Origin of the sequence: Rheinheimera nanhaiensis E407-8 (assembly GCF_000296695.1) — a bacterium.
In the GTDB taxonomy this organism is placed as follows: Bacteria; Pseudomonadota; Gammaproteobacteria; order Enterobacterales; family Alteromonadaceae; genus Alishewanella; species Alishewanella nanhaiensis.
Genome location: NZ_BAFK01000001.1, coordinates 214,404 through 237,047, shown reverse-complemented (window position 1 = coordinate 237,047; position 22,644 = coordinate 214,404). Strand labels below are relative to the sequence as shown.

Annotated in this window: 22 protein-coding genes; 12 read left to right on the top strand and 10 right to left on the bottom strand. The window is 53.0% G+C overall.

From position 1 onward, the window contains the following. The first annotated feature begins 3 nt into the window (after positions 1-3). The 4 genes from panB (at position 4) to RNAN_RS01140 (ending at position 3,351) form a co-directional block, all read left to right on the top strand. Positions 4-795 (top strand): 3-methyl-2-oxobutanoate hydroxymethyltransferase, encoded by a 792-nt coding sequence (panB, locus tag RNAN_RS01155; RefSeq protein WP_008217898.1) that lies wholly within the window; start codon positions 4-6, stop codon positions 793-795. A 4-nt stretch (positions 796-799) separates the two neighbouring features. Continuing rightward, positions 800-1,642 (top strand): pantoate--beta-alanine ligase, encoded by an 843-nt coding sequence (gene panC, locus RNAN_RS01150; RefSeq protein WP_008217896.1) that lies wholly within the window; start codon positions 800-802, stop codon positions 1,640-1,642. A gap of 193 nt (positions 1,643-1,835) precedes the next feature. Continuing rightward, on the top strand, positions 1,836-2,834 hold the full coding sequence (locus tag RNAN_RS01145; protein ID WP_008217894.1) for a catalase family peroxidase: 999 nt from the start codon (positions 1,836-1,838) through the stop codon (positions 2,832-2,834). Beyond that, the gene (locus RNAN_RS01140; protein WP_008217892.1) at positions 2,827-3,351 is read left to right on the top strand and encodes a cytochrome b; all 525 of its coding nucleotides are present in this window, start codon (positions 2,827-2,829) and stop codon (positions 3,349-3,351) included. Before RNAN_RS01145 ends, RNAN_RS01140 begins: the two co-directional genes overlap by 8 nt. A 42-nt stretch (positions 3,352-3,393) precedes the next feature. Here the strand turns inward: RNAN_RS01140 and RNAN_RS01135 are convergent, their stop codons facing one another. The 7 genes from RNAN_RS01135 to mpl form a co-directional block, all read right to left on the bottom strand. Next, positions 3,394-3,612: a hypothetical protein gene (locus RNAN_RS01135; protein ID WP_008217890.1), complete on the bottom strand. Its 219-nt coding sequence runs from the start codon at positions 3,610-3,612 to the stop codon at positions 3,394-3,396. A 12-nt stretch (positions 3,613-3,624) separates the two neighbouring features. Then, positions 3,625-4,263, bottom strand: coding sequence for a DUF2959 domain-containing protein (locus RNAN_RS01130; protein ID WP_040551368.1), 639 nt, complete (start codon positions 4,261-4,263; stop codon positions 3,625-3,627). 86 nt (positions 4,264-4,349) lie between these two features. Then, a complete protein-coding gene (panP, locus tag RNAN_RS01125; RefSeq protein ID WP_040551367.1) occupies positions 4,350-5,996 on the bottom strand; it encodes a pyridoxal-dependent aspartate 1-decarboxylase PanP in 1,647 nt (548 codons plus the stop codon). A gap of 150 nt (positions 5,997-6,146) precedes the next feature. Beyond that, positions 6,147-6,920, bottom strand: coding sequence for an ABC transporter permease (locus RNAN_RS01120; protein WP_008217883.1), 774 nt, complete (start codon positions 6,918-6,920; stop codon positions 6,147-6,149). Continuing rightward, positions 6,917-7,843, bottom strand: coding sequence for an ABC transporter ATP-binding protein (locus tag RNAN_RS01115; RefSeq protein WP_008217880.1), 927 nt, complete (start codon positions 7,841-7,843; stop codon positions 6,917-6,919). Before RNAN_RS01115 ends, RNAN_RS01120 begins: the two co-directional genes overlap by 4 nt. Then, positions 7,840-8,481 carry a flavin prenyltransferase UbiX gene (locus RNAN_RS01110; protein WP_272942680.1) on the bottom strand — a complete coding sequence of 214 codons (642 nt, stop codon included), beginning with the start codon at positions 8,479-8,481 and terminating at the stop codon, positions 7,840-7,842. Before RNAN_RS01110 ends, RNAN_RS01115 begins: the two co-directional genes overlap by 4 nt. Further along, the gene (gene mpl / locus RNAN_RS01105; protein WP_008217877.1) at positions 8,478-9,836 is read right to left on the bottom strand and encodes a UDP-N-acetylmuramate:L-alanyl-gamma-D-glutamyl-meso-diaminopimelate ligase; all 1,359 of its coding nucleotides are present in this window, start codon (positions 9,834-9,836) and stop codon (positions 8,478-8,480) included. The genes RNAN_RS01110 and mpl overlap by 4 nt, the downstream gene beginning before the upstream one ends. A gap of 144 nt (positions 9,837-9,980) precedes the next feature. Between mpl and RNAN_RS01100 the strand changes: the two genes are divergently transcribed. The 3 genes from RNAN_RS01100 (at position 9,981) to RNAN_RS01090 (ending at position 13,327) form a co-directional block, all read left to right on the top strand. Further along, positions 9,981-10,952, top strand: a complete 972-nt coding sequence (locus RNAN_RS01100) for a class 1 fructose-bisphosphatase (RefSeq protein ID WP_008217876.1) — start codon at positions 9,981-9,983, stop codon at positions 10,950-10,952. Between the two features lie 80 nt (positions 10,953-11,032). After that, positions 11,033-11,560 (top strand): inorganic diphosphatase, encoded by a 528-nt coding sequence (ppa, locus tag RNAN_RS01095; protein WP_008217874.1) that lies wholly within the window; start codon positions 11,033-11,035, stop codon positions 11,558-11,560. Between the two features lie 147 nt (positions 11,561-11,707). Next, positions 11,708-13,327 carry a methyl-accepting chemotaxis protein gene (locus RNAN_RS01090; RefSeq protein ID WP_008217869.1) on the top strand — a complete coding sequence of 540 codons (1,620 nt, stop codon included), beginning with the start codon at positions 11,708-11,710 and terminating at the stop codon, positions 13,325-13,327. 61 nt (positions 13,328-13,388) lie between these two features. Here RNAN_RS01090 and RNAN_RS01085 read toward each other — a convergent pair whose 3' ends face one another. Beyond that, positions 13,389-14,630, bottom strand: coding sequence for a malic enzyme-like NAD(P)-binding protein (locus tag RNAN_RS01085; protein WP_008217867.1), 1,242 nt, complete (start codon positions 14,628-14,630; stop codon positions 13,389-13,391). Between the two features lie 520 nt (positions 14,631-15,150). After that, positions 15,151-15,363, bottom strand: coding sequence for a 50S ribosomal protein L31 (gene rpmE, locus RNAN_RS18810; protein ID WP_008217865.1), 213 nt, complete (start codon positions 15,361-15,363; stop codon positions 15,151-15,153). A 203-nt stretch (positions 15,364-15,566) separates the two neighbouring features. Between rpmE and priA the strand changes: the two genes are divergently transcribed. From priA to RNAN_RS01060, 5 genes are all read left to right on the top strand, one after another. Continuing rightward, positions 15,567-17,741, top strand: a complete 2,175-nt coding sequence (priA, locus tag RNAN_RS01080; protein ID WP_040551365.1) for a primosomal protein N' — start codon at positions 15,567-15,569, stop codon at positions 17,739-17,741. 88 nt (positions 17,742-17,829) lie between these two features. Further along, positions 17,830-18,390: an SPOR domain-containing protein gene (locus RNAN_RS01075; RefSeq protein WP_008217861.1), complete on the top strand. Its 561-nt coding sequence runs from the start codon at positions 17,830-17,832 to the stop codon at positions 18,388-18,390. Between the two features lie 58 nt (positions 18,391-18,448). After that, positions 18,449-18,967: an ATP-dependent protease subunit HslV gene (hslV, locus tag RNAN_RS01070; RefSeq protein ID WP_008217859.1), complete on the top strand. Its 519-nt coding sequence runs from the start codon at positions 18,449-18,451 to the stop codon at positions 18,965-18,967. A gap of 12 nt (positions 18,968-18,979) precedes the next feature. Beyond that, positions 18,980-20,314: an ATP-dependent protease ATPase subunit HslU gene (hslU, locus tag RNAN_RS01065; RefSeq protein WP_008217856.1), complete on the top strand. Its 1,335-nt coding sequence runs from the start codon at positions 18,980-18,982 to the stop codon at positions 20,312-20,314. After that, positions 20,314-20,715 carry a gamma-butyrobetaine hydroxylase family protein gene (locus RNAN_RS01060; protein WP_008217854.1) on the top strand — a complete coding sequence of 134 codons (402 nt, stop codon included), beginning with the start codon at positions 20,314-20,316 and terminating at the stop codon, positions 20,713-20,715. Before hslU ends, RNAN_RS01060 begins: the two co-directional genes overlap by 1 nt. Positions 20,716-20,783: 68 nt before the next feature. Here RNAN_RS01060 and RNAN_RS01055 read toward each other — a convergent pair whose 3' ends face one another. Beyond that, positions 20,784-22,643 carry a methyl-accepting chemotaxis protein gene (locus RNAN_RS01055; RefSeq protein WP_008217851.1) on the bottom strand — a complete coding sequence of 620 codons (1,860 nt, stop codon included), beginning with the start codon at positions 22,641-22,643 and terminating at the stop codon, positions 20,784-20,786. Between the last annotated feature and the right edge of the window lies 1 nt (position 22,644).

Here is a 22,644-nt window from a genome sequence, read left to right as displayed (position 1 = left end):
ATTATGGCTAAGATCACCACTGCCGTATTACAGAAAATGAAACAGCAAGGCGACAAGATCAGCATGCTGACCGCCTACGACGCCAGCTTTGCCAAATTGTTTGCCGAGCAAGGCGTCGAGGTGCTGTTAATTGGCGACTCACTGGGTATGGTGCTGCAAGGCCACAGCGATACGCTGCCGGTTACCATTAACGATATTGCCTACCATACCCGCGCTGTGCGCGCCGGTGCGCCGGATGCTTTTGTCATCGCCGATATGCCCTTTATGAGCTATGGCACCCTGGAGCAGGCACTGCAAAGTGTGGTACCGCTGATGCAAGCCGGTGCCAATATGGTAAAACTGGAAGGCGGCGACTTTTTACTGCCGACCGTAAAAGCCTTAACAGAGCGCGGCGTGCCGGTATGTGGTCATTTAGGTTTAACGCCACAGTCGGTGCATATTTTTGGTGGCTATAAAGTGCAGGGTAAAACCGATGCTGCCGCCGATGCGATGGTCGCGCAGGCCAAAGCCTTGCAGGATGCCGGCGCGCAGCTATTGGTGCTGGAGTGCATTCCAAAGACCTTGGCCAAACGCATTACCGACGCGCTGACGATTCCGGTTATCGGCATAGGCGCAGGTAATGTGACCGACGGCCAGGTGCTGGTAATGCATGATCTGCTGGGCATTAGCAGCGGCTATATTCCGAAGTTTTCCAAGAACTATCTGGCGCAAACCGGCGAGATCAGAAGCGCGATAGCCGCTTATGTCAGCGAAGTAAAAAGCCAGGCCTTCCCTACCGATCAGCACAGTTTTTAACAAGATGAACATTATTACCACTGTTGAGGCGCTACGGGCGCAAATTGCTGCCTGGCGCAAAAAGGGCGAAACCATCGCCTTTGTGCCTACCATGGGCAATTTACATAACGGCCATTTGAAGCTGGTCGACGTGGCGAAAAGCCGCGCCGACAGAGTGGTTGTCAGCATCTTTGTTAACCCGATGCAATTTGGTAAAAACGAAGATTTAGACAAATACCCACGCACACTGGAAGATGACTGTGCCGGGCTAACCGAGCACCATGCTGACGCCGTCTTTACGCCAACACCACAACTGATGTACCCGCGCGGGCTGGATGTGCAAACCTATGTTGAAGTACCGCTGCTGGGCGACTTACACTGCGGCGCCAGCCGGGCCGGCCATTTCCGTGGTGTGTCCACCATCGTCTGCAAGCTGTTTAATCTGGTGCAGCCGGATATCGCCTGCTTTGGCATGAAAGACTATCAACAACTGGCGATTATCCGCCAGATGGTGATTGATTTATCCATGCCGATTGAGATTATTGGTGTACCGACAGAGCGTGCGGCCGATGGCCTGGCACTGAGCTCGCGCAATGGTTATTTAACCGCTGAGCAACGTGCCACTGCGCCCAAACTGTATCAGCTGTTGCAGCAACTGAAACAGCAGATCGAGGCGGGCAATCACGACTATCGCGCGCTGGAGCTTCAGACCAAAGCGCAGCTGACCGCCGCCGGTTTTGAGCCTGATTATGTGAATATCAGCCATCAGCACAGTCTGGCGCTTGCCACCTCTGCGCAAGAGCCAAAGGTTATTCTGGCCGCTGCCCGCCTGGGCAGCACCCGGCTGATTGATAATCTGGAGCTTTAAGCCGCTTACCAGGTACATCTGGCGCAACAGTCATAACACGCCGCTGTGGGGCAATGCCCCACAGCGGCTTTTGCATTTATACATCACTTATTCTCAGCGCCGGAAAGATTTTTGCTAATACTCAGGTCTTGGTGAACCAGAAAGGTGTTTTTGACCTATCTTTCCCATAATCACTGCTAACAACGAGTATTGTATGATGCAACCTAACACCCTGATGCTGCCAGCTTTACTGACACTGCTGCTGTCAGCCGGCAGTGCAGCCGCCAAAACCCCGCCCAAAGTAAGCGCGCAGCAGTTTGTCGATTTGCAACAGGGCAACAGCCTGTTTGCCGGTTTTCGCCGCGCCCATGCCAAAGGCCTGTGCGTAAGTGGTGAGTTCAGATCTAACGGCGAGCTGGCACCCTACAGCTCCGCCAGTCTGTTTAAGGCGGGCGTTACGCCCTTTGTCGGTCGCTTATCTATTGCTGGCAATAACCCCACCGCACCGGATCTGAAGGCGCCGGTACGCAGCCTGGCATTAAGTTTCAGCCTAAGCCGCACAGAGCAATGGCGCCTGGCAATGAACACCCCGCCGGTGATGGCCGTGGCCGATCCGCACACCTTTTATCAGCAAATACAGGCGATTCAGGCTGGCCCTGAAGCCATTCAGCAATTTTTTGCTGCACACCCTGAAAGCAGCGAGTTTCGTACCTGGGCTGCACAGTACAAGCCCAGCGGCAGCTTCGCCGGCGAAACCTATCACAGCATCAATGCGTTTTATCTGATTAACAGCGATGGCCAGCAGCAAGCGGTGCGCTGGGCACTGATGCCCACCGTTACCGCGGACACGATGGCTTTTGACGGCGATAACGCGCTGCAGCAAGAAATCAGCGCCCGCATTGCAGAGGGGCCGGTGGTGTTTAACTGGGTATTTACCCTGGCCGATGCCAGCGACGATGAAAACAATGCCACTAAAGCCTGGCCAGCAAGCCGCAGGCAAGTTAACGCCGGGCAAATAGTGCTCACCGGTACAGCAGCACAACTTGAGAGCAACTGCCATGGCATTAACTTTGATCCACTGGTGCTGCCAAGTGGCATTAAAGCCACTGCAGATCCGATTTTACGCGCACGCTCGGCGGCCTATGCCGAATCCTACCGGCGCCGGGCGAAAGAGCAGTTTCAGGGCGCGTTAGAGGAGAGCAGCCATGACTAAGCCAACACGCTTCCCGTTATCTATGCGGCTGTTTCACTGGGGCATGGCGGCGCTGATGCTGGCCATGCTGACAGCAGGGCTATTGATGGTGAAATCGCTGGAGCCCTGGCAGCTTAACGTACTAAACCTGCATAAAGCCTTTGGCCTGCTGGCACTGCTGCTGGTGAGCTTAAGGCTGGTTAACCGCTTGCGCCAGCAGCTACCTGCATTGCCCGACAGCTTACCTGCAATACAAAAAGCCATCGCCAGGGCGTCGCATTATCTGCTGTACGGCCTGATGTTTGCCATGCCACTGTCCGGTTATGCCATGCAGTATTTTGCCGGCCGGCCAGTTGAGGTATTCGGCTGGTTTCGCCTGCCGGCTGCACTGGAAGTTAATATCGGCCTGTACTCACTCTTTCGCGAAATGCACGGCATCCTGGCATTAGCGCTGGTAGCGTTAATTATGCTGCATATTGCCGGCGCATTGCATCACCACGTTATCCGTAAAGATAAGGTGCTTAAAAGTATGTTGTAATAACTTACGGCGCCGGGCATGCCGCCCGGCCGCTGGATTAACCTATGGCTTAAATTTAGCCGCGTCGATAATGGCCCACAGATGCACAATGGCAGCGATAATGGCAGGAATGACCAGCCAAAATAATGCATAACCCACTGCACACACTAAAAAGAATACAATCGCCGCCAAAATGCGGCCCTGAACTAACTGACCTAAACCGGGGAAAAACACATTACATAACGCGGCGATAACATTACCGCCAGAACCCTGACCTGACATGACACTCTCCTGTTATTGTTTTAAGGTGGCGACAAATTGCTCTGACTGGGCAATTGCCTGATTCATTTCTTTGATCAGCCGGTTAATATCACGCTGAATACTGCCAAATTCGCCCTGCAGCGCACCAATGGCTTTGGCATTTAAATTATGTTTTAAATACAGGCTATTATCTTTTAGCGATGCCAGCACCGGCTGCATACTTTGCTCAGCACGGCGCATGGTTTTTAGCAGGCTGGCGTATTGCTTGCGCGTGTTGGCCAGTTTGCGGGCACTGTCTTGTTTTAACTTGGCGTTGCTGTATTGCTCCAGCTCATCCTGCCATTCATCAAACAGGGCCTCGGCTACGTTTTCTATACTGTTTATGCGGGCGCTGACGTCCTCAGCCGCTTTACTGCAAGCCTGATATTCGCTGTCGGTGGCTTCGTATATACGCTGCAAATCGCCGCCATCAAAATTAATCAGGCTGCTAAATTGCTCCAGCGCAGACTTGAACTGCTGCTGCGCCTCTTGTTGTGATTGCTGGGCTTCTTCAACCCGGTCTACCAAAATGTCGCGCTTATGCACGCCCACTTTCTCCATTGCCGAATAATACGCACTTTGGCAAGCAGTGAGGCTTAAAAATAGGGGAAACAGAAGGGTCAAATAGCGCATAGTTTCAATCCGTTGCTTAGACAATACCGGCTGATAATAGCCGCTTAAGCCGGGCAGAACAAATGCAAAGTGGTATAGCTGGCAGCCTAGGCTGCCAGCTCTTTCGCCAGCTGCAGCAGCTTGGGGTAAAACTCTTTATCCTGCTGGGCAATTTGATCTTGCTCTACCAATACATCATGCAAAATTTGCTCAGTGGTCAGCGGGTTAGCCAGCACCACGCGAAACACTATAGTTTCCTGACGCTGATATTTGGCCGGCGTTAAGCGGGTACGCGAGACAAAAGACTTACCTTCTTCGCGCTGGCGCTTTTGAATAAACTTAGTTAAGCCGTTTAGCAGTTCGTTAAAACGCTGCAGTTGCTCGGGGCTGGCTTTGCTCATCGCTTTTTGCACCTGCGCCGGTACATAACGGTAGGTCAGCAGGCACAGCTCGGGCTCAGTGATCAGCTCAAAGTCGATATTATGCGCGATTAAAGTAGCAAAATAGCGCGCTTTTTCCAGACTGCGGTTAATCAGAATTTCATAACCTTCGCGGCCAATTACCTGTAAACAGGCGTGTACCAGCATGGCCATACCGGGGCGCGAGCCTTCCAGCGTCTGGCTGCCTAAGTCTTTTGAGCCTTTACGTAGAATATACTCGGCATGGTGTTCGATAGCATGCGCCGCCGAGGGGTGCTTAAACACCACCATACCGGCACCCATCGGCACATACATTTGTTTATGTGCATCGATGGTAACCGAATCGGCGCGTTCTATACCGGCAAGCAGATGGCGGTATTTGTTTGATAACAAGGTCGCGCCGCCCCAGGCCGCATCGACATGGAAGTGACACTGATACTGCTCGGCCAAATCGGCCAGTTGATGCAGCGGGTCTACGTTACCGGTTTCGGTGGTGCCGGCTACGCCGACAATCGCCAGTGGCCGGATATTGGCGGCTTTAAGCTCGGCCATTTTTTCGGCCAACAGCGTGGTGTCAATTTTGTTGTCGGCATCGGTTTTTATTGAAATCAGCGACTCACGGCCGATACCCAATACATCGGCCGCTTTACCTAACGAATAATGGCCGCGTTCAGACACCAGTATCGCCAGGCCGTCATAGCCGTAGTACTTCATGGCCTTAAACAGGCCTTCGCGGGCAATGCCTTTAAAGTCGCCATCGGCTTTTAGCAGCCGGTTACGCGCTATCCAAAGCGCCGTAATGTTGGCGATGGTACCGCCGGAGCAAAACGCGCCCAGCGAATGGTTAGCACTGTGCATCCATTTTTTATAAAAGCCATCGTTCTCGCCATACACCAGGTGGTGCATCATGCCCAGCACCTGCCGCTCCATTGGCGTAAAGGCTTTGGAGGTTTCAATTTTGACCAGGTTCTGGTTTAGCCCCACCATCATTTTGGACAGCGAGAGCACGAAATATGGCAAGGCCGACGTCATATGGCCAATAAAGCTGGGCGCAGCGGTATGTACCGAGTGCGCCACCAGTTTTTGCATTAACCCTTCGGCGTAATCAGAGACAAAGTTTGGCTGCTGTGGAATTTGATGCGCCTGAAAATCGCGCTCAATTTGCCACAGTGGCTTTTCCACCGCGACAATACTTTCGCGCAAAAAACCGGCCAGATTCTGCGACAGGTTTTGCTCGATAATGCTCAGCGTAGAGTCAGGTGCTTCAGGCACGGTAAAGATGCGCCATAACGCGTCTTCAGAAGCCGTTGCCTGTCGTTTGCTTGATTCTGTCATCAACTAATTACTCTGCCTGTTCACTTTAGCAGTGGCTAAAACAGCCGGAAAATGGCGCTCACTTTACTGCAAGCGCCGAAAAATGTCTGCAAAAAAAAGATCGGTTGGTGTGAGTAATCCGGTCCGACTATGCCAAGCAAATTGCAGCTGTCAGCTTCGCAGGCCAATACCCCGGTTAATCAGGTACATGGCATAGCTAAACAGCACCACAATAAAGCCCAGCACGACGGCCAGTGCCAGCCAGAGGCTGACATCGCTAACCCCCAAAAAGCCATAGCGAAACGCATTAACCATATACACCACCGGGTTTAACGCGGCCACCTGCTGCCAAAAGCCCGGCAACAAGGTTAACGAGTAAAACACCCCGCCTAAATAAGTGAGCGGCGTTAACACAAAGGTCGGAATAATACTGATATCGTCAAAGGTTTTCGCGTACACCGCGTTAATCAGGCCACCTAAAGCAAACAGCATCGAGGTCAGCGTGACAGTAACAATAATCACCGCCAGGTTATGAATTTGAATGGTGACAAAAAACAGCGACAGTATCGTCACAATTAAGCCCACCAGCATACCGCGCGCCATACCGCCGCCGACAAACCCCAGCACAATAATGTAGTTAGGCACCGGCGCCACCAACAGCTCTTCCACGTTGCGCTGAAATTTGGCACTAAAGAATGACGACGCCACGTTGGCATAGGAGTTAGTAATGACCGACATCATAATCAGGCCCGGTACAATAAACTCCATATAACTAAAACCGCCCATATCGCCAATGCGCGAGCCAATAAGGCTACCAAAGATCACAAAATACAGTGTCATGGTAATGGCTGGCGGTACCAGGGTTTGCACCCAAATGCGCAAAAAGCGGTTAGTTTCCTTATCCAGAATGCTTTTCAGTGCCACCATATAATTTGCTTTAATCATTTGGCACCTCCGCGGCCGTTTTCTACCAGGGTGACAAACAGCTCTTCCAGCCGGTTGGCTTTATTGCGCATCGATAACACCTTAATATCCTGTGCCGTTAGCCTGGCAAAAATCGGGTTTAAACCCTGAGATTTTTCGACATCGACCTCAATACTGTGGTCGTCCAGCTGGCGCCAGCTAAAGCCGTCCAGTTGCACCCTGGCCACGTCACCGGCCACATCCAGTACAAAGGTTTCGACCGTCAGCTTACTTAACAGCGCTTTCATACTGGTGTTTTCGATGATCTGGCCTTTATCGATAATGGCGATATTGCGGCACAGCATTTCGGCTTCTTCCAGATAATGGGTGGTCAGAATAATGGTGACGCCCTGCTGGTTAATCTGGCGCAAAAACTCCCACATGGAGCGGCGCAGCTCAATATCAACACCGGCGGTCGGCTCATCGAGGATCAACAGCTTAGGCTCATGCATCAGGGCACGGGCTATCATCAGCCGGCGCTTCATGCCGCCGGATAACTCACGCGAGCGGGCATGGCGTTTCTCCCACAGCCCCAGCTGGCCAAGGTATTTTTCCGCCCGCTCCAGCGCCAGTTTTTTCGGCACGCCGTAATAACCGGCCTGATTCACCACGATCTGCAGCAGGGTTTCAAACTGGTTAAAGTTAAATTCCTGCGGCACTAAACCGAGCTGGCTTTTCGCCGCTTCAAGCTCGGTATCAATATCATGGCCAAACACCTTAACGCTGCCACTGGTTTTATTCACCAGCGAGCTGATAATGCCAAGGGTGGTGCTTTTGCCGGCGCCGTTGGGGCCTAACAGGGCAAAAAAATCGCCCTGCTTTACCTGTAAATCGATACCGCTTAGTGCCACGGTACCGCTTTTATACACCTTATGCAGGCCTTGAATATCTAAAGCTAAACTCAATCTTGCTCTCCTGTTTGCCCGCTATTGCCATAGCCCCAGCGCTGGGTCAGCTGATGCGGCAGTTTTAAGTGGTCTAAGATGCGCGCCACCATAAAGTCGACTAAATCGCTTATCTGTTTCGGCTGATGATAAAAACCCGGCGCCGCCGGCATAATGGTGACACCCAGTTTGGCAAGCTTTAGCAGGTTTTCCAGATGAATGGCGCTAAGCGGGCTTTCCCGTGGCACTAAAATCAGCTGGCCGGCTTCTTTTATCACCACATCAGCGGCGCGCTCTATCAGATTGTCACTGGCGCCACAGGCAATAGCCGATACGGTGCCGGTAGAGCACGGGCAAATCACCATTTGCTTCGGCGCCGCCGAACCGGAAGCGACCGGTGAGAACCAGTCGTCTTTGCCGTAGACTTTCAGCAGCTCGGGGGCGCAGGCAAAATGCTGTTGCAGCATGTCGGTGCATTTATCCGGCGCCGCCGGCAGCTTAATATCATGCTCGGTGGCAAACACCACCCGCGCTGCGCTGGACACCAGCAAGTGCACCTTAATGCCCTGCGCCAGTAACACTTGCAGCAAGCGCCAGCCATAGGGCGCACCTGAAGCGCCACTAAAGGCCAGCGTAATTTCCTGTGGTTTGGCCATTATGGCTCCCATTTTTGCTTAAGTGCGCTAATTAGCTTGTCGTGAATACCGCCAAAGCCGCCGTTACTCATAATGACGATACTATCGCCCGTGGCCGCCTGTGTGGTTAACTCGTTAACTAAAGCATCAATATCCCGGCTCAGACCAGCTTTAGGGGCTAATGCCCGCGTTAACGGCTCCAGCGACCAGTTAGCATTGGCGGGCTCGTATAAAAACACCTGATCGGCCAGGGCTAAGGCTAATGGCAGCGCCGCCTGGTGCACGCCCATCCGCATGGTATTCGAGCGTGGTTCCAATACGGCAATAACGCGCTGCTGGCCCACTTTATTGCGAATACCCTGCAAGGTGGTGCTAATGGCGGTGGGGTGATGAGCGAAATCGTCATACACCTTAATGCCGGCCACCTCGGCTTTTAGCTCCATCCGCCGTTTGGGCGCGACAAAGCGTGTCAGCGCCTCCAGCGCCACCTCAACCGGCACCCCGGCATGGCGCGCAGCGGCCATCGCCATTACCGCGTTGTCCACATTATGCTGGCCACTTAACTGCCAGTGAAGCTCGCCCAGCTTCTGCTGCTGTAAATACAGCGCAAACTGGCTGCCGTCCGGGCTTATCAGCTCGGCGCGCCAGTCTTTGCCATAACTTTGCCGTTCGCTCCAGCAGCCCATCTCCAGCGTTTGCTGCACTGCCGGTGTATCTTCCGGTGACAGCACCAGGCCGTTAGCCGGCACCATGCGCAATAAATGGTGGAACTGGCGCTGAATGGCCGCCAGATCGGGGAAAATGTCGGCGTGATCATATTCCAGGTTGTTAATCACTAGCGTGCGTGGCCGGTAATGCACAAACTTGGAGCGTTTATCAAAAAAGGCCGTGTCGTACTCGTCAGCTTCAATAACAAAAAATGGCGACTCGCCTAAGCGGGCCGAGCAGTCAAAGTTTTGTGGTATGCCACCAATTAAAAAGCCGGGTTTCAAGCCGGCACAGTCTAAAATCCAGGCCAGCATGGTGCTGGTGGTGGTTTTGCCGTGCGTGCCCGATACTGCCAGCACCCAGCGGTCAAACAACACCTGCTCGGCCAGCCACTGCGGGCCAGAGCTGTAGCGCAGGTTGGTATTAAGCACATACTCTACCGCCGGGTTACCACGTGATAAGGCATTACCGATAATGACCAAATCCGGTGCTGGCTCCAGCTGCGCCGGGTCCCAGCCCTGCGTCAGTTCAATACCCAGTTGTTCCAGCTGGGTGCTCATCGGCGGATAAACGTTGGCATCGGCGCCGGTAACCTTGTGGCCCAGGGCTTTAGCAATGGCGGCAATGCCGCCCATAAAGGTGCCGCAAATGCCCAGTATATGAATATGCATAACTTATCCTGAAAAATAGCCTGCGCCATTGTAGCAAAAATGGCCGCCGACACAGTAACACCTGCAATTTGTGCAGAAATTCTTTAAAATACGCCAGCCTCTATACCTTAAGCAAAACTATATTACCAATAAGGAACTCACTGCATGCGCCGCATCTCGCCAGTACTGCAACAGGACGGAGTCGACAGCGACCTGATTTCACTGATAAAAACCATTCTGGCAGCCTGCCGGGAAATTTCTTTTCGCGTCAGCCAGGGTGAGCTGGCTGGTGTATTAGGTTCTACCCTGGCCGAGAATATTCAAGGGGAAACGCAGAAAAAACTCGATGTTATTGCCAACGAGTTATTAAAAGAGGTCATTCTGGAAACCGGCGTTGTCAAAGCCATCAGCTCTGAAGAAGAAGATGACACTGTAGCCGGCAACCCACACGGCAAATACCTGGTCACCTTTGACCCCTTAGATGGCTCATCTAACACCGATATAAATAGCTTAATTGGCACTATTTTTTCTATTCTGCCCGCCAAAGCTGAGCTGGCGGCTGAAGATGCCGGCCAGTTTTTACAACCCGGCAGTGCTCAGCTGGCGGCCGGTTATGTGCTGTATGGCCCCTCAACCATGCTGGCACTGACTACCGGCAAAGGGACAAGGCTGTATACGCTGGATAAAACCTACGGCGGTTTTCTGCTCACCGCAGAGCAGGCGGCTATTCCGAAATACACCGCCGAGTTTGCCATTAATATGTCGAACCAACGCTACTGGCAACCGGCGATGCAGGCGTACATAGCCGATTTACTGCAAGGCAAAGAAGGCCCGCGCGGTAAAAACTACAATATGCGCTGGATTGCCGCCATGGTGGGTGATGTACACCGGGTGCTGTGTCGCGGCGGCATTTTTGCCTACCCGAGGGATAGCAAAGATCCGCACAAGCCGGACAAACTGCGACTAATGTATGAAGCCAACCCGATGAGTTTTCTGGTAGAACAAGCCGGCGGCATGAGCTCTACCGGCTATGAGCGCATTATGGATATAGTGCCAACCGATATTCATCAGCGGGTGGCGGTGATCCTGGGCTCAAAACATGAAGTGGAAAGCTGTGTGGCCTATCATCAGCGATAGCCATTTTTAACCGTGGCGTTATAATAAGCGCCACTTTTTTCGCACCGATACTAATTTTTTGCACAGATAAGGGAAAGGCCATGAGCTTAAGCGATGTTGCAGCAGGTAAAAACCTGCCAGAAGAGATTAACGTTATTATTGAAATCCCGGCCAATGCCGATCCGATCAAATACGAAGTAGACAAAGACACCGGCACTGTTTGGGTTGACCGTTTTATGGCCACCCCCATGTTTTATCCGTGCAACTACGGCTTTGTCAACCAAACGCTGTCGTTAGACGGTGACCCGGTAGACGTACTGGTACCAACACCTTACCCGCTGGTGCCAGGTGCGGTGATTAAATGCCGTCCGGTTGGTGTACTGCATATGTCTGACGAGTCAGGCGAAGATGCCAAAGTGATCGCAGTACCGGTCAGCAAACTGACCAAGCTGTATGACCACGTCAAAGACATTGGTGATGTCGACGAGCTGCTGAAAAAGCAAATTCAGCACTTCTTCGAGCGTTACAAAGAATTAGAGCCGGGCAAATGGGTTAAAGTGATTGGCTGGGGCGATGCCGCAGCCGCTAAAGCGGAAATTTTGACCTCGTTTGAGCGCGCCAAACAGTAAGCTTATCGGCGTTTATCTGAGCCCGGCAGCGCCGGGCTTTTTTCTGCCATAGCCGCACAGACCACAAGCATTTGCGCCGCCAAAGCACTATACTGCAGTTGCACTAATTCTAATAATAACGCTAATACCATCACAGAGGCCTGCAGTATGGATGTGTTACGACGTCTGTCTATCGCAAAGAAAATCTACTTAATTCCGCTTATCGGCACGTTAAGTTTCGTTATTTACCTGATCCTGGCCAGCAATACCGCGCTTAACAACGTGAAAACGCTGGAGCTGACCCGTGATGTACAATTTCCGGTATTGCAGGCCGCACAAAGCTCGCTGGTGTTACTGGAGCGGGTAAAAGACTCTCTGGCCAGTGCAGTCACTACCGGTGATGCAGAAGCGCTTAAGGGCGCAGCGAATTTCAGCCAACAGTTTAGCCAGGATTTACAGCAGATAGGTAAGCTAAACCCCGACTACCGCGCAGCCACCGGCACTATCGGGCAAAGCTTTACTGCCTATTATCAGGTGGCCTACAGCGTATCGCAGGAAATGATTAATAACACGGCAGATTTTAGTACGCTGGCGCAGCGCTCGGAAAAAATGAACGCCGATTATGACAACACTGCCCATTTACTCAGCCAGTTTCGCGACCAGCGCTTACAGCAATTTACCCGCAGTATTGATGATGCCAGTGAACAGGCCGGCACCCTAATCACTGTTGGTATTATTATGGGTGTGATCACCACTGTACTGCTGTTTGCTACGGCTTTTCCCATCGCCCGTGGTATCCAAAGCAGTCTGGCCAATATGATTGGCTCGCTGCAAAGCCTGGCCAAAGAAGACGGTGACCTGACCGCCCGTATCCATACCAACAGCGTTGATGAGCTGGGCGATTTAGCCCACTGGTTTAATACCTTTATGCAAAAGCTGCAGCATGTAGTAAAAGACATCGTCAACACCGCTATTCCGCTGTCGACGTTGGCAAAAGATTTACATGAGCTGACCGACGATACCAACAAAACCATTGCGCAGCAGCGTAAGGCGGCTAATCAGGCCAAACATGCGGTAGATGATATGAGTGCCAGTGTGGTGGCTGAAGTGCAAAGCGCCAATGAAGCGGCCGCCGCGGCTAATCAATCCAGTGAGGCTGCTGATCAGGGCCAGCACACCGTTGTGGCCACGGTAGAGAATATTCAGCAATTAGCCGGCAATGTACAGGACGCTTCCGGCGTTATTACCCAGTTAGAGAAAGATGCTAATCAGGTGGGTACCGTTTTAAGTGTCATTAAAGGCATTGCCGAGCAAACTAACCTGCTGGCGTTAAACGCCGCCATAGAAGCCGCCCGCGCCGGCGAGCAAGGCCGTGGTTTTGCCGTGGTCGCCGATGAGGTGCGTACTTTGGCCTCGCGCACGCAAAAATCAACCGAAGAAATTCAACGCACCATAGAGCAGCTACAAAGCGCCGCCCGGCTGGCGGTGCAAAAAATGCAGCAAAGCACAGCACAAGCCGATAACAGCGTGCAGTCGGCCACACAGGCCGGTGCGGCGCTTAAGCGCATTACCCAAAGCATTGCGCAAATACGGCTGATGAACCAGCAAATTGCTGATGCCACTGACGAGCAGCAAAACATGGCTAACGACATTGTCGGCCATGTCGATGCGATCTTTCAAAATACCGAGCACAGTGCGCAAAGCGCCGGCCAGATCGCCAAAGCCAGCAGTGAACTGGCAGAGCTGGCACAAAACCTGGCCAATATCACCCGGCTATTCCGGGTGTAATCTATTGTTTTAAAAACAAAAAGCCGGCAAAATGCCGGCTTTTTGTTTCGCTTTATCAAGTTTAACGGTAATAATTCTGTGGCAGGCTAATACGCGCTACACCAGATGCAACAGCGGCCTCTGCAACCGCCCGCGCGACGCGTGGCAGCAAACGTGGATCCATCGGCTTGGGAATAATGTACTGTTTGCCAAACTGCAAGTCGCTCACTTTGGCCGCCGTTAGCACTTCCTGCGGTACCGGCTCTTTGGCGATAGCACGAATAGCATGCACCGCCGCCAGCTTCATCTCATCGTTAATGACACTGGCACGCACATCCAGCGCACCACGGAAAATAAACGGGAAGCACAGCACATTATTAACCTGGTTAGGATAATCCGAGCGACCAGTGGCCATAATAATATCGTCACGCATGGCATGGGCCAGCTCAGGTTTAATTTCCGGATCCGGGTTAGAGCAGGCAAAAATGACCGGCTTATCTGCCATCAACTTCAATGCCTCGGCCGGCAGTACGTCCGGACCTGACACGCCAACAAACACATCCGCCCCCATCAGCGCATCTTCTAAGCTGCGCTTATCGGTATTATTGGCAAACAGCTTCTTGTATTCGTTTAAATCGTTACGGCGGGTGTGGATAACGCCTTTGGTGTCCAGCATGTAAATATGCTCGCGCTGGGCACCGCATTTAATCAGCAGCTCCATACAGGCAATAGCAGCAGCGCCGGCGCCCATACAGACGATAATGGCCTTCTTGATATCTTTGCCCTGAATTTCCAGCGCATTTAGCATGCCGGCGGCAGTAACAATAGCGGTACCATGCTGATCATCATGAAACACCGGGATATTGCAGCGTTTAATCAGCTCTTTCTCAATTTCAAAACACTCAGGCGCTTTAATATCTTCTAAATTAATACCACCAAAGGTGTCGGCGATATTCGCTACCGTATTGATAAAGTCTTCCGTGCTGCGATGAGACACCTCAATATCAATCGAGTCCAGATTAGCAAAACGTTTAAATAATAATGCCTTACCTTCCATCACCGGCTTAGACGCCATAGGCCCCAGATTACCTAAACCTAAAATGGCGGTGCCGTTGGAAATAACCGCCACCAGGTTGCCTTTGCCGGTGTACTTGTAAACATTATCCACGTCGGCGGCAATTTCCCGCACCGGCTCAGCCACACCCGGGCTGTAAGCGAGCGCCAAATCAGTGACCGTCTCGGCCGGTTTACTGATCTCGATACTAATTTTGCCGGGTTTAGGCTCTGCATGGTAACGCAGTGCCTGCTCTCTGAAATCTGCCATCGGTTCTATCCTGCTGTTTTGTAGGGCTAAGCGTATTGTTATAGTGTTATCGGGCTACTACGCTGTGGGCGGCATATTCTAAAGAGGCAAGCTGCAGAAGAGAAACAGAATCGGTCTGATCGTACCAGCCTGACGCGGTTAAAAATGCCATACCACTTTAGTCGTAGTGCAACCGTTATAACAATAAAAGTCGCTTACGCCAAGAGACGTCCAGCCATCTACAGGCACGGGCAGAGCCGCCACTGAATACAGATGTTGGCGCGTTCGCATAACCATGCCCGCAACGGCAAACCGGTAGTGCGCACAAGCGCGATAATTATGGACAGAGTAAAACGCTAAGGCTATGAAATAACAGGCTTAAAATAAAAAACCGCCGTGACGGTTGCTAAAAGTCAGTAATGCGAAAGGTGGCATAAAAATATTTTTTCAGTAAATACTCGGTATTTGCACAAAAAACAACCAGCAAACAGAGACAAAAAAAGCACCCGCAGGTGCTTTTTTGCTGTATGGCAAGAACCGATTAACGGCTGCCCAGTACAGAGAAACGCTTTTTGAAGCGGTCAACACGGCCGCCGACGTCTAACACTTTCTGCTTACCGGTGTAGAACGGGTGGCACGCTGAGCAAACGTCCAGGTGGATGTCTTTGCACAGGGCAGATTTCGTTTTGAACGAGTTACCGCAAGTACAGGTTGCAGTAATTTCTTTGTATTCCGGGTGGATACCTGGTTTCATGGCTTACCTCGTTAGGCCGTATCGCTATCTGGTCAATTATTGCCAGACACCATACGTAATTACAGTTAATTAAGGGCGCGTAGCTTAATAGATAGCCGGTCAAGTTGCAACAGGCCAGACGCTGTTACGGCAAATTTTGTTTTACTTGGCATTTGGCCAAGGCCTCCTTACACTTAACCGCTGCTTGATAACGGAAACCTGCTGTGACAGTTGTACGTGTGGCCCTGCCGCTGCCGCTGAGGCAACATTTTGATTATCTGCTCGATGCCAGCCAACCGGCCCAGGTAGGCTGTCGGGTGCGGGTCCCCTTTGGCAACCGCACACTGATCGGCATTGTCTGGCAGATAGCCCCTGATGATAGCTTTGCCGCCGACAAACTAAAACCGGTGCAGGCGCTGTTGGATACCACGCCAGTATTGCCGGAACTACTCTGCCGCTTGCTCAGCTTTGCCGCCGAGTATTACCACCACCCGCTGGGTGAAGTATTAATAAGCGCCCTGCCGCTGTTGCTACGCGAGGGGCGAAACCTGAGCGATTATCAGCCCAAAGCCTATCAGCTGACAGCCGCAGGCCGGGCACTGGATGCCAGCGCGTTAAAACGGGCCCGCAAACAGTCAGAACTGTGGCAGGCGCTGTTGCAACACCGCATCAGTGAGTCCTTGCTGGGGCAACAATACAGCCGTACCAGCTTAAAACAGTTAATGGATAAAGGCCTGGCCGAAGAAGTCGTCGTGCCCGCTTCGCCTTACACTGCACCGGCGACACCGGCCAGTGGTTTAAAACTCACTGCAGCACAGGCGCTGGCCGTGACCGCTATTCATCAGGCGTTTGGCCGCTTCGAGCGCTTGTTATTGGAAGGCGTCACCGGCTCGGGTAAAACCGAAGTCTATCTGCAAAGTATCGCCAGCTTACTGTGTCAGCAGCAACAGGTGCTGGTGATAGTGCCGGAAATTGGCTTAACCCCACAAACGCTGGCACGGTTTCAGGCGCGCTTTGATGTACCGGTGCTTTGCTGGCACTCTGGCCTTAGCGATAGCGAGCGCTTACATTGCTATTTGCAGGCACAAAGTGGTGCAGCGGCCATTATCGTCGGTACCCGCTCGGCGTTGTTTTTACCCTTCTGGCGTCTGGGGCTGATTATTATTGACGAAGAGCACGACCAGTCACTGAAGCAACAGGACGGCTTTCGCTACCATGCACGCGATCTGGCGATAAAACGCGCCGCACTGCAGCACTGCCCTATCGTGCTGGGCTCTGCTACGCCTAGCCTGGAAAGCCTGCACAATGCACTGAACAAACGTTATATCCATTTGCCACTGCCTGACCGCGCCGCCGGCCAGGCCTTACCCGGTTTTGAACTGGTGAATTTAAAGCAGCAGGTACTGCAATACGGCCTGGCCAGCCAGACACTGGCGCAGGTAAGGCAACAACTGGCCGCCGGCCATCAGGTGATGCTGTTTTTAAACCGGCGTGGCTTTGCGCCGGCGCTATGCTGTGACGAATGCGGCTGGCTGACCGAATGCCAGCGCTGCAGCGCCTTTACCACTTATCATAAGCAAAGCCGGCAGCTGGTGTGTCATCATTGCGGCGCCAGTAAAGCCATACCGCGTCAGTGCGCCAATTGTGGCAGCACTAAACTTACGCCGCTGGGCCAGGGCACTGAACAGCTGGAAGAAAACCTGCAACAGCTGTTCCCCGCTACCGCCATTACCCGACTGGATCGCGACAGCACCCGGCGTAAAGGCGCACTAAACACCCTGCTGGAAGATATTCATCAGCACGGCGCCCGGCTGATTGTCGGCACGCAGATGCTGGCCAAAGGCCATCACTTTCCCAATGTGACACTGGTGGTGATAGTCGATGTGGACGGCGCGCTGTACAGCAGCGATTTCCGTGCGCCCGAGCAACTGGCGCAGCTGCTTACGCAGGTGGCGGGCCGCGCCGGCCGCGGCGATAAAGCAGGCAAGGTGTTGCTGCAAACCCATTATCCGGAACACGCTTTGCTGCAGGACATTATTCAAAATGGTTATGCCTCTTTTGCCCGCAGTGCGCTAATGGAACGCGAGCAAACCCGGCTGCCGCCCTACCAGCATTTAAGCCTGTTTAGTGCCCAGGCGCATCAGGCGGCGCTTTGTCAGCAGTGGCTGACACAGCTGGCCGAGCAGGCCAGACAATTTCCGGCATTACAGCTACTTGGCCCTATACCGGCGCCGCTGGAGCGGCGCGCCGGTTTGTATCGCTGGCAGCTGCAGCTATACAGCGCAAACCGTACTGCTATGCATCAGGCACTCAGCACCCTGTTAGATACTATTAGCCAGTGGCCACTGAGCCGTAAAATCAAGTGGCAGCTCGACGTAGACCCCACCGACCTTACCTAACACCAGCCTGACACCAAGGCGCGGTTTCTTTTTCAGTACAACCGGGTAGAATAGCGCTTAGCACAGTAGTAAGAGTATTCCAGCCGTTATGCCACACAAAGACTATGTTAAAGCCAGCCGCCCCAAAGCCAAGCCGGCCCGGGGACGAGGCCGCGCTAACGCTAAAGCTGCAGCGCCTGGCAGCAAACCCTGGCTGTTGTTAATAGTCACCGCCGGCCTGATTGCCGGCTTTGTGTATTTCTTATGGTTTTTAAACCAGCAGCCAGCGGTATCTACTGCGGCGGAAAAACCTGCCGCCAAGCCGGTGAAAACCGATGAGTTACCGGCAAAACCGACGCAAGAGCCTTATCAGTACATTAAAGAGCTGGAAAATAAACAAGTTACAGTAGAAGTGACTGAACAACCGCAATCCACCGGCCCCTATCAAATGCAATGCGGTTCATTCCGCGAGCAAAAACAAGCTGAAGCGATGAAAGCGCAAATTGCCTTTGTTGGTTTTAGCTCTGAGATCCGCCGTACCGAGGGCAATAATGGCGTTTGGTATCGGGTGGTGCTGGGCCCTTATGAATCGAAACGGCAGGCCACCGCCGACCGCAACCGGCTGCGCCAGCAAAGCATTAATACCTGCCAGATCTGGAACTGGTCTTGAAATAAACACAGCTCAGCCTCACTTAAGGCCTAGGTTAATTACGCCCTAAGGCTGAAGCATGACAACGATAGTTTCTGTCCGCCGCAATGGTAAAGTTGCCATTGGCGGTGATGGCCAGGTCTCACTTGGCAACACGGTAATGAAGGGCAATGCCCGCAAAGTACGCCGGCTGTATCACAACAAGGTGATTGCCGGTTTCGCCGGCGGCACCGCCGATGCCTTTACCCTCTTTGAACGTTTTGAAGCCAAACTGGAGCTGCACCAGGGCCATTTAATGCGTGCGGCGGTAGAGCTGGCTAAAGACTGGCGTACCGACCGTATGCTGCGTAAATTAGAAGCGCTGCTGGCGGTGGCCGATGCCAACACTTCCCTGATCATTACCGGTAACGGTGACGTGGTGCAGCCCGAGCACGACTTAATTGCCATTGGCAGCGGCGGCCCTTATGCCCAGGCGGCCGCCACGGCGCTGTTGCAAAACACTGAGCTCAGTGCCCGTGACATCGTCGAGAAAAGCCTGACCATCGCCGGTGATATCTGCGTATACACCAATCAGCATCAGACCATTGAAGAACTCTAAGCAGGTAGCCTTATGTCTGACATGACGCCAAGAGAAATTGTCCACGAGCTGGACCGCCATATTATCGGCCAGAACAAAGCCAAACGTGCAGTGGCCATTGCCCTGCGTAACCGCTGGCGCCGCATGCAGTTAGAACCGGCACTGCGCCAGGAAGTAACGCCGAAAAATATCCTGATGATAGGCCCAACCGGGGTGGGCAAAACTGAAATTGCCCGCCGGCTGGCCAAGCTGGCCAATGCGCCTTTTATCAAAGTCGAAGCCACCAAGTTTACCGAAGTAGGTTATGTCGGCAAGGAAGTGGAGAGCATTATCCGTGACCTGACCGACAGCGCCGTGAAAATGTTTCGTGAGCAGGCAATAGAGAAAAACCGCTACCGCGCTGAAGAAATGGCCGAAGAGCGTATTCTGGACGTACTGTTGCCGCCGGCCAAAACGGCCTGGGGCGAGCCGGAGAATAAAACACCAACCGACTCTAACACCCGGCAGATCTTCCGCAAAAAGCTGCGCGAAGGCCAGCTGGACGATAAAGAAATTGAACTGGAACTGGCACAGCCGAACATTGGGGTGGAAATTATGGCACCACCTGGCATGGAAGAGATGACCTCGCAGCTGCAAAGCATGTTCCAAAGCCTGGGCCAGGACAAAAAGAAAAAGCGCAAACTGAAAATCAAAGAGGCGCTAAAGCAGCTGATTGAAGAAGAAGCCGCCAAGCTGGTTAACCCGGAAGAGCTGAAAACCGCCGCGCTGGACGCGGTTGAGCAAAACGGCATCGTGTTTCTGGACGAGATAGACAAAATTTGTAAGCGTGGCGAAACCAGTGGCCCCGATGTATCACGCGAAGGTGTGCAGCGCGACTTGCTGCCATTAATTGAAGGCTGCACCGTCAATACCAAACACGGCATGGTAAAAACCGATCATATCCTGTTTATTGCCTCGGGCGCCTTTCAGATGAGCAAACCCTCAGATCTGGTACCGGAGCTACAGGGCCGTCTGCCGATACGGGTTGAACTGGAAGCACTAAGCGCCGCTGATTTTGAGCGGATTTTAACTGAGCCCAAAGCCTCGCTGACCGAGCAGGCCAGTGCCATGCTGGCAACAGAGGGCGTGCACTTGCACTTTAGTAGCGATGGTATAAAAAGCCTGGCAGCGGCGGCCTGGCAGGTCAATGAGACCACCGAAAACATCGGTGCGCGGCGTTTATACACCGTGATGGAGCGGCTGTTGGAAGAAATTTCCTATGATGCGGCCGACCATGCCGGTGAAGAAATTCATATCGACGCGGCCTATGTGGAAAAACACCTGGGCGCACTGGTGAAGGATGATGATTTAAGCCGGTTTATTCTGTAATGGCCAATTACACCAGCACCACTGATAGCGAGCTGCAGGTTAGCCGGCTGCACTATCATCAGCGCAGCCGTAAGCTGGATGTGCAATTTAACAATGGCGAGACGGCAAACTTCAGTGCTGAGTTTTTGCGGGTATGGTCGCCCTCGGCCGAGGTACGCCGTCATGGCAAGCCGGTGCTGGTGACGCACAAAAAAAATGTCGCCATCAGCAAGGTAGTGCCGGTGGGCCACTATGCGGTAAAGCTGGTGTTTGATGATGGCCACGACAGTGGCATTTACAGCTGGCGCTATCTGTATCAGCTGGCGTCACAGCAAGATACCTTGTGGCAGCAATACCTTACGCAGTTACGCCAGGCCAATGCCCAGCGCGACGAGCTGATTGCCGTGAAGTTTAAACCCTGAGCGCTGCTGAAACTAGCGGCTAACGCAGAACATAGCAGCCGGCTTTCAGTTAGCCGGCTGCTACCTACTCAGGCGCGAAAGCGATCTACCGTCTGGTGCAATAACGCCGCCTGCTGCGCTACCTCCTCACTGATACTGGCGTTGTGCCGGGCATGGCCATAGGTTTCATCCGACAAGTCACGGATCTTCACCACGTTTTTATTCACTTCTGCGGCGACCTGGCTTTGCTGTTCTATCGCCGCCGCAATTTGCGTCGTCATATCCATAATATTGGTAACATCGCTGGTGATTTCGCTCAGCAGTTGCATAGCGACATTGGCTTGCTCAGCACTACTTTGCCCCTGCTGCCGGCAATTCTGGATCACCTGCACTATGCTATGGGTACGGCCTTGCAAACCACCAACAATCGCCTCAATTTGCCGGGTAGAGTCCTGCGTGCGCATGGCCAGATTACGCACCTCATCGGCCACCACGGCAAAGCCACGGCCCTGCTCGCCGGCCCGGGCAGCCTCTATGGCGGCATTAAGCGCCAATAAGTTGGTTTGCTCAGCGATGCTGCGGATCACATCCAGCACAGTGCCAATCGTTTTACCATCCTGCTCCAGTTCAGCCACCACCTGGGTAGCGTCCTGTAACTGCGCCGATAACGCGTTAATCCGCTCTACCGTATGCAGCACTTCGCCACGGCCGGTTTGGGCATTTTGGTTAGTGGCTTCGGCTTTAGCGGCGGTAGTTTCGGTATTGCTGGCAATTTCATTAATGGTGGCGCCCATCTCTGTGACAGCAGTGGCAACCATATCGGTTTCGTTTTGTTGCTGCTGCATGCCCCGGCTGGTATCCGCAGTGGAACGCGCCAGCTCGTTGGTCGCGGTATCCAGCATTTCCAGTGCCTGATTAACAGTGCGGATAAGATCCTGAAAGTCGCCCAGCATGGCGTTAAAATCCTGTGCCAGTGTGGTCATTTCATCTTTACCGGCTACTTGCACGCGCATACGAAAGTCATTACTGCTGCGAATAAGACCAATCGCCTGGCACACCTCCATCACCGGGCGCAAAATACTGCGGCTGGTCAGCGCCACCAGTGTTAATACCACCACCAACACCAGACAAAAAATGCCAATCGCCAAATTCTGTGTCGTACTGACTGCGGCTATGATGGCGGCGCCGGTTTGTTCTGCCAACGCTTTCAAACTGGTCTCGGTGCTTTGAATAGCTTTACGCATCTGGCCGGTAATGCCCTGTGTTTCGTCCAGCCCCATCTGCTGCATGGCACTGACCAGAGCATTAAAATGCTGCTGGTATTGCTGCGCCAGCTGCAGGCTGTCTGGTTCAGCGCTTAACTGCTGGCTCAACTGCAAAAACGTCTGCGCAAACTGCTGGGCATGGGCCATGTCTTTGCGCAGCAGGAAATCTTTTTCTGCCCGGCGCAGTTGCAACATCAGCACACTGAGATCATCACGGTTAACGGCATCCAGTCGCTGCTCTAACTGATGCACCGCCTGCCGTAGCTCCCCCATCACGCCAGAGCGGTAATCCAGCCCAATGCGCTGCTGCTGGCTAACCAATTGATTAAAGCTTTGCAGATAATCTGCCGTCAGGCTGCTAAACTGCGCCAGTGGCTCACGGTCAATACGATGCTGCTGTAACAGGCGGTCAAGCTGCGCTACACGCTGTTGCATTTGCTGATAGTGCTCGGCCAGGCGCTGCTGATATTTCAGCTCGGTGCGCATCATAAAGTCTTTTTCGTGGCGACGAAACATCAGCACGTCGGTGCTAATTTGCTCGACCAGTTGCTGGGTGCTAGCCAGGCTGGTCAGTTGTGCACTTTGATAAAACAAAATCAACAGCATAATAGCCATGGCCAGCACCAGGGCACCGCCATTGATAAATAACCGCTGTTTAATAGTTAAACGCCTTAAACGACTCATG

Excerpts from the sequence above, each read along its gene's own strand:
- panB (WP_008217898.1), top strand. The coding sequence starts at position 4 with ATGGCTAAGATCACCACTGCCGTATTACAGAAAATGAAACAGCAAGGC.
- panC (WP_008217896.1), top strand. The coding sequence starts at position 800 with ATGAACATTATTACCACTGTTGAGGCGCTACGGGCGCAAATTGCTGCC.
- RNAN_RS01145 (WP_008217894.1), top strand. The coding sequence starts at position 1,836 with ATGATGCAACCTAACACCCTGATGCTGCCAGCTTTACTGACACTGCTG.
- RNAN_RS01140 (WP_008217892.1), top strand. The coding sequence starts at position 2,827 with ATGACTAAGCCAACACGCTTCCCGTTATCTATGCGGCTGTTTCACTGG.
- RNAN_RS01135 (WP_008217890.1), bottom strand. The coding sequence starts at position 3,612 with ATGTCAGGTCAGGGTTCTGGCGGTAATGTTATCGCCGCGTTATGTAAT.
- RNAN_RS01130 (WP_040551368.1), bottom strand. The coding sequence starts at position 4,263 with ATGCGCTATTTGACCCTTCTGTTTCCCCTATTTTTAAGCCTCACTGCT.
- panP (WP_040551367.1), bottom strand. The coding sequence starts at position 5,996 with ATGACAGAATCAAGCAAACGACAGGCAACGGCTTCTGAAGACGCGTTA.
- RNAN_RS01120 (WP_008217883.1), bottom strand. The coding sequence starts at position 6,920 with ATGATTAAAGCAAATTATATGGTGGCACTGAAAAGCATTCTGGATAAG.
- mpl (WP_008217877.1), bottom strand. The coding sequence starts at position 9,836 with ATGCATATTCATATACTGGGCATTTGCGGCACCTTTATGGGCGGCATT.
- RNAN_RS01100 (WP_008217876.1), top strand. The coding sequence starts at position 9,981 with ATGCGCCGCATCTCGCCAGTACTGCAACAGGACGGAGTCGACAGCGAC.
- ppa (WP_008217874.1), top strand. The coding sequence starts at position 11,033 with ATGAGCTTAAGCGATGTTGCAGCAGGTAAAAACCTGCCAGAAGAGATT.
- RNAN_RS01090 (WP_008217869.1), top strand. The coding sequence starts at position 11,708 with ATGGATGTGTTACGACGTCTGTCTATCGCAAAGAAAATCTACTTAATT.
- RNAN_RS01085 (WP_008217867.1), bottom strand. The coding sequence starts at position 14,630 with ATGGCAGATTTCAGAGAGCAGGCACTGCGTTACCATGCAGAGCCTAAA.
- rpmE (WP_008217865.1), bottom strand. The coding sequence starts at position 15,363 with ATGAAACCAGGTATCCACCCGGAATACAAAGAAATTACTGCAACCTGT.
- RNAN_RS01075 (WP_008217861.1), top strand. The coding sequence starts at position 17,830 with ATGCCACACAAAGACTATGTTAAAGCCAGCCGCCCCAAAGCCAAGCCG.
- hslV (WP_008217859.1), top strand. The coding sequence starts at position 18,449 with ATGACAACGATAGTTTCTGTCCGCCGCAATGGTAAAGTTGCCATTGGC.
- hslU (WP_008217856.1), top strand. The coding sequence starts at position 18,980 with ATGTCTGACATGACGCCAAGAGAAATTGTCCACGAGCTGGACCGCCAT.
- RNAN_RS01060 (WP_008217854.1), top strand. The coding sequence starts at position 20,314 with ATGGCCAATTACACCAGCACCACTGATAGCGAGCTGCAGGTTAGCCGG.
- RNAN_RS01055 (WP_008217851.1), bottom strand. The coding sequence starts at position 22,643 with ATGAGTCGTTTAAGGCGTTTAACTATTAAACAGCGGTTATTTATCAAT.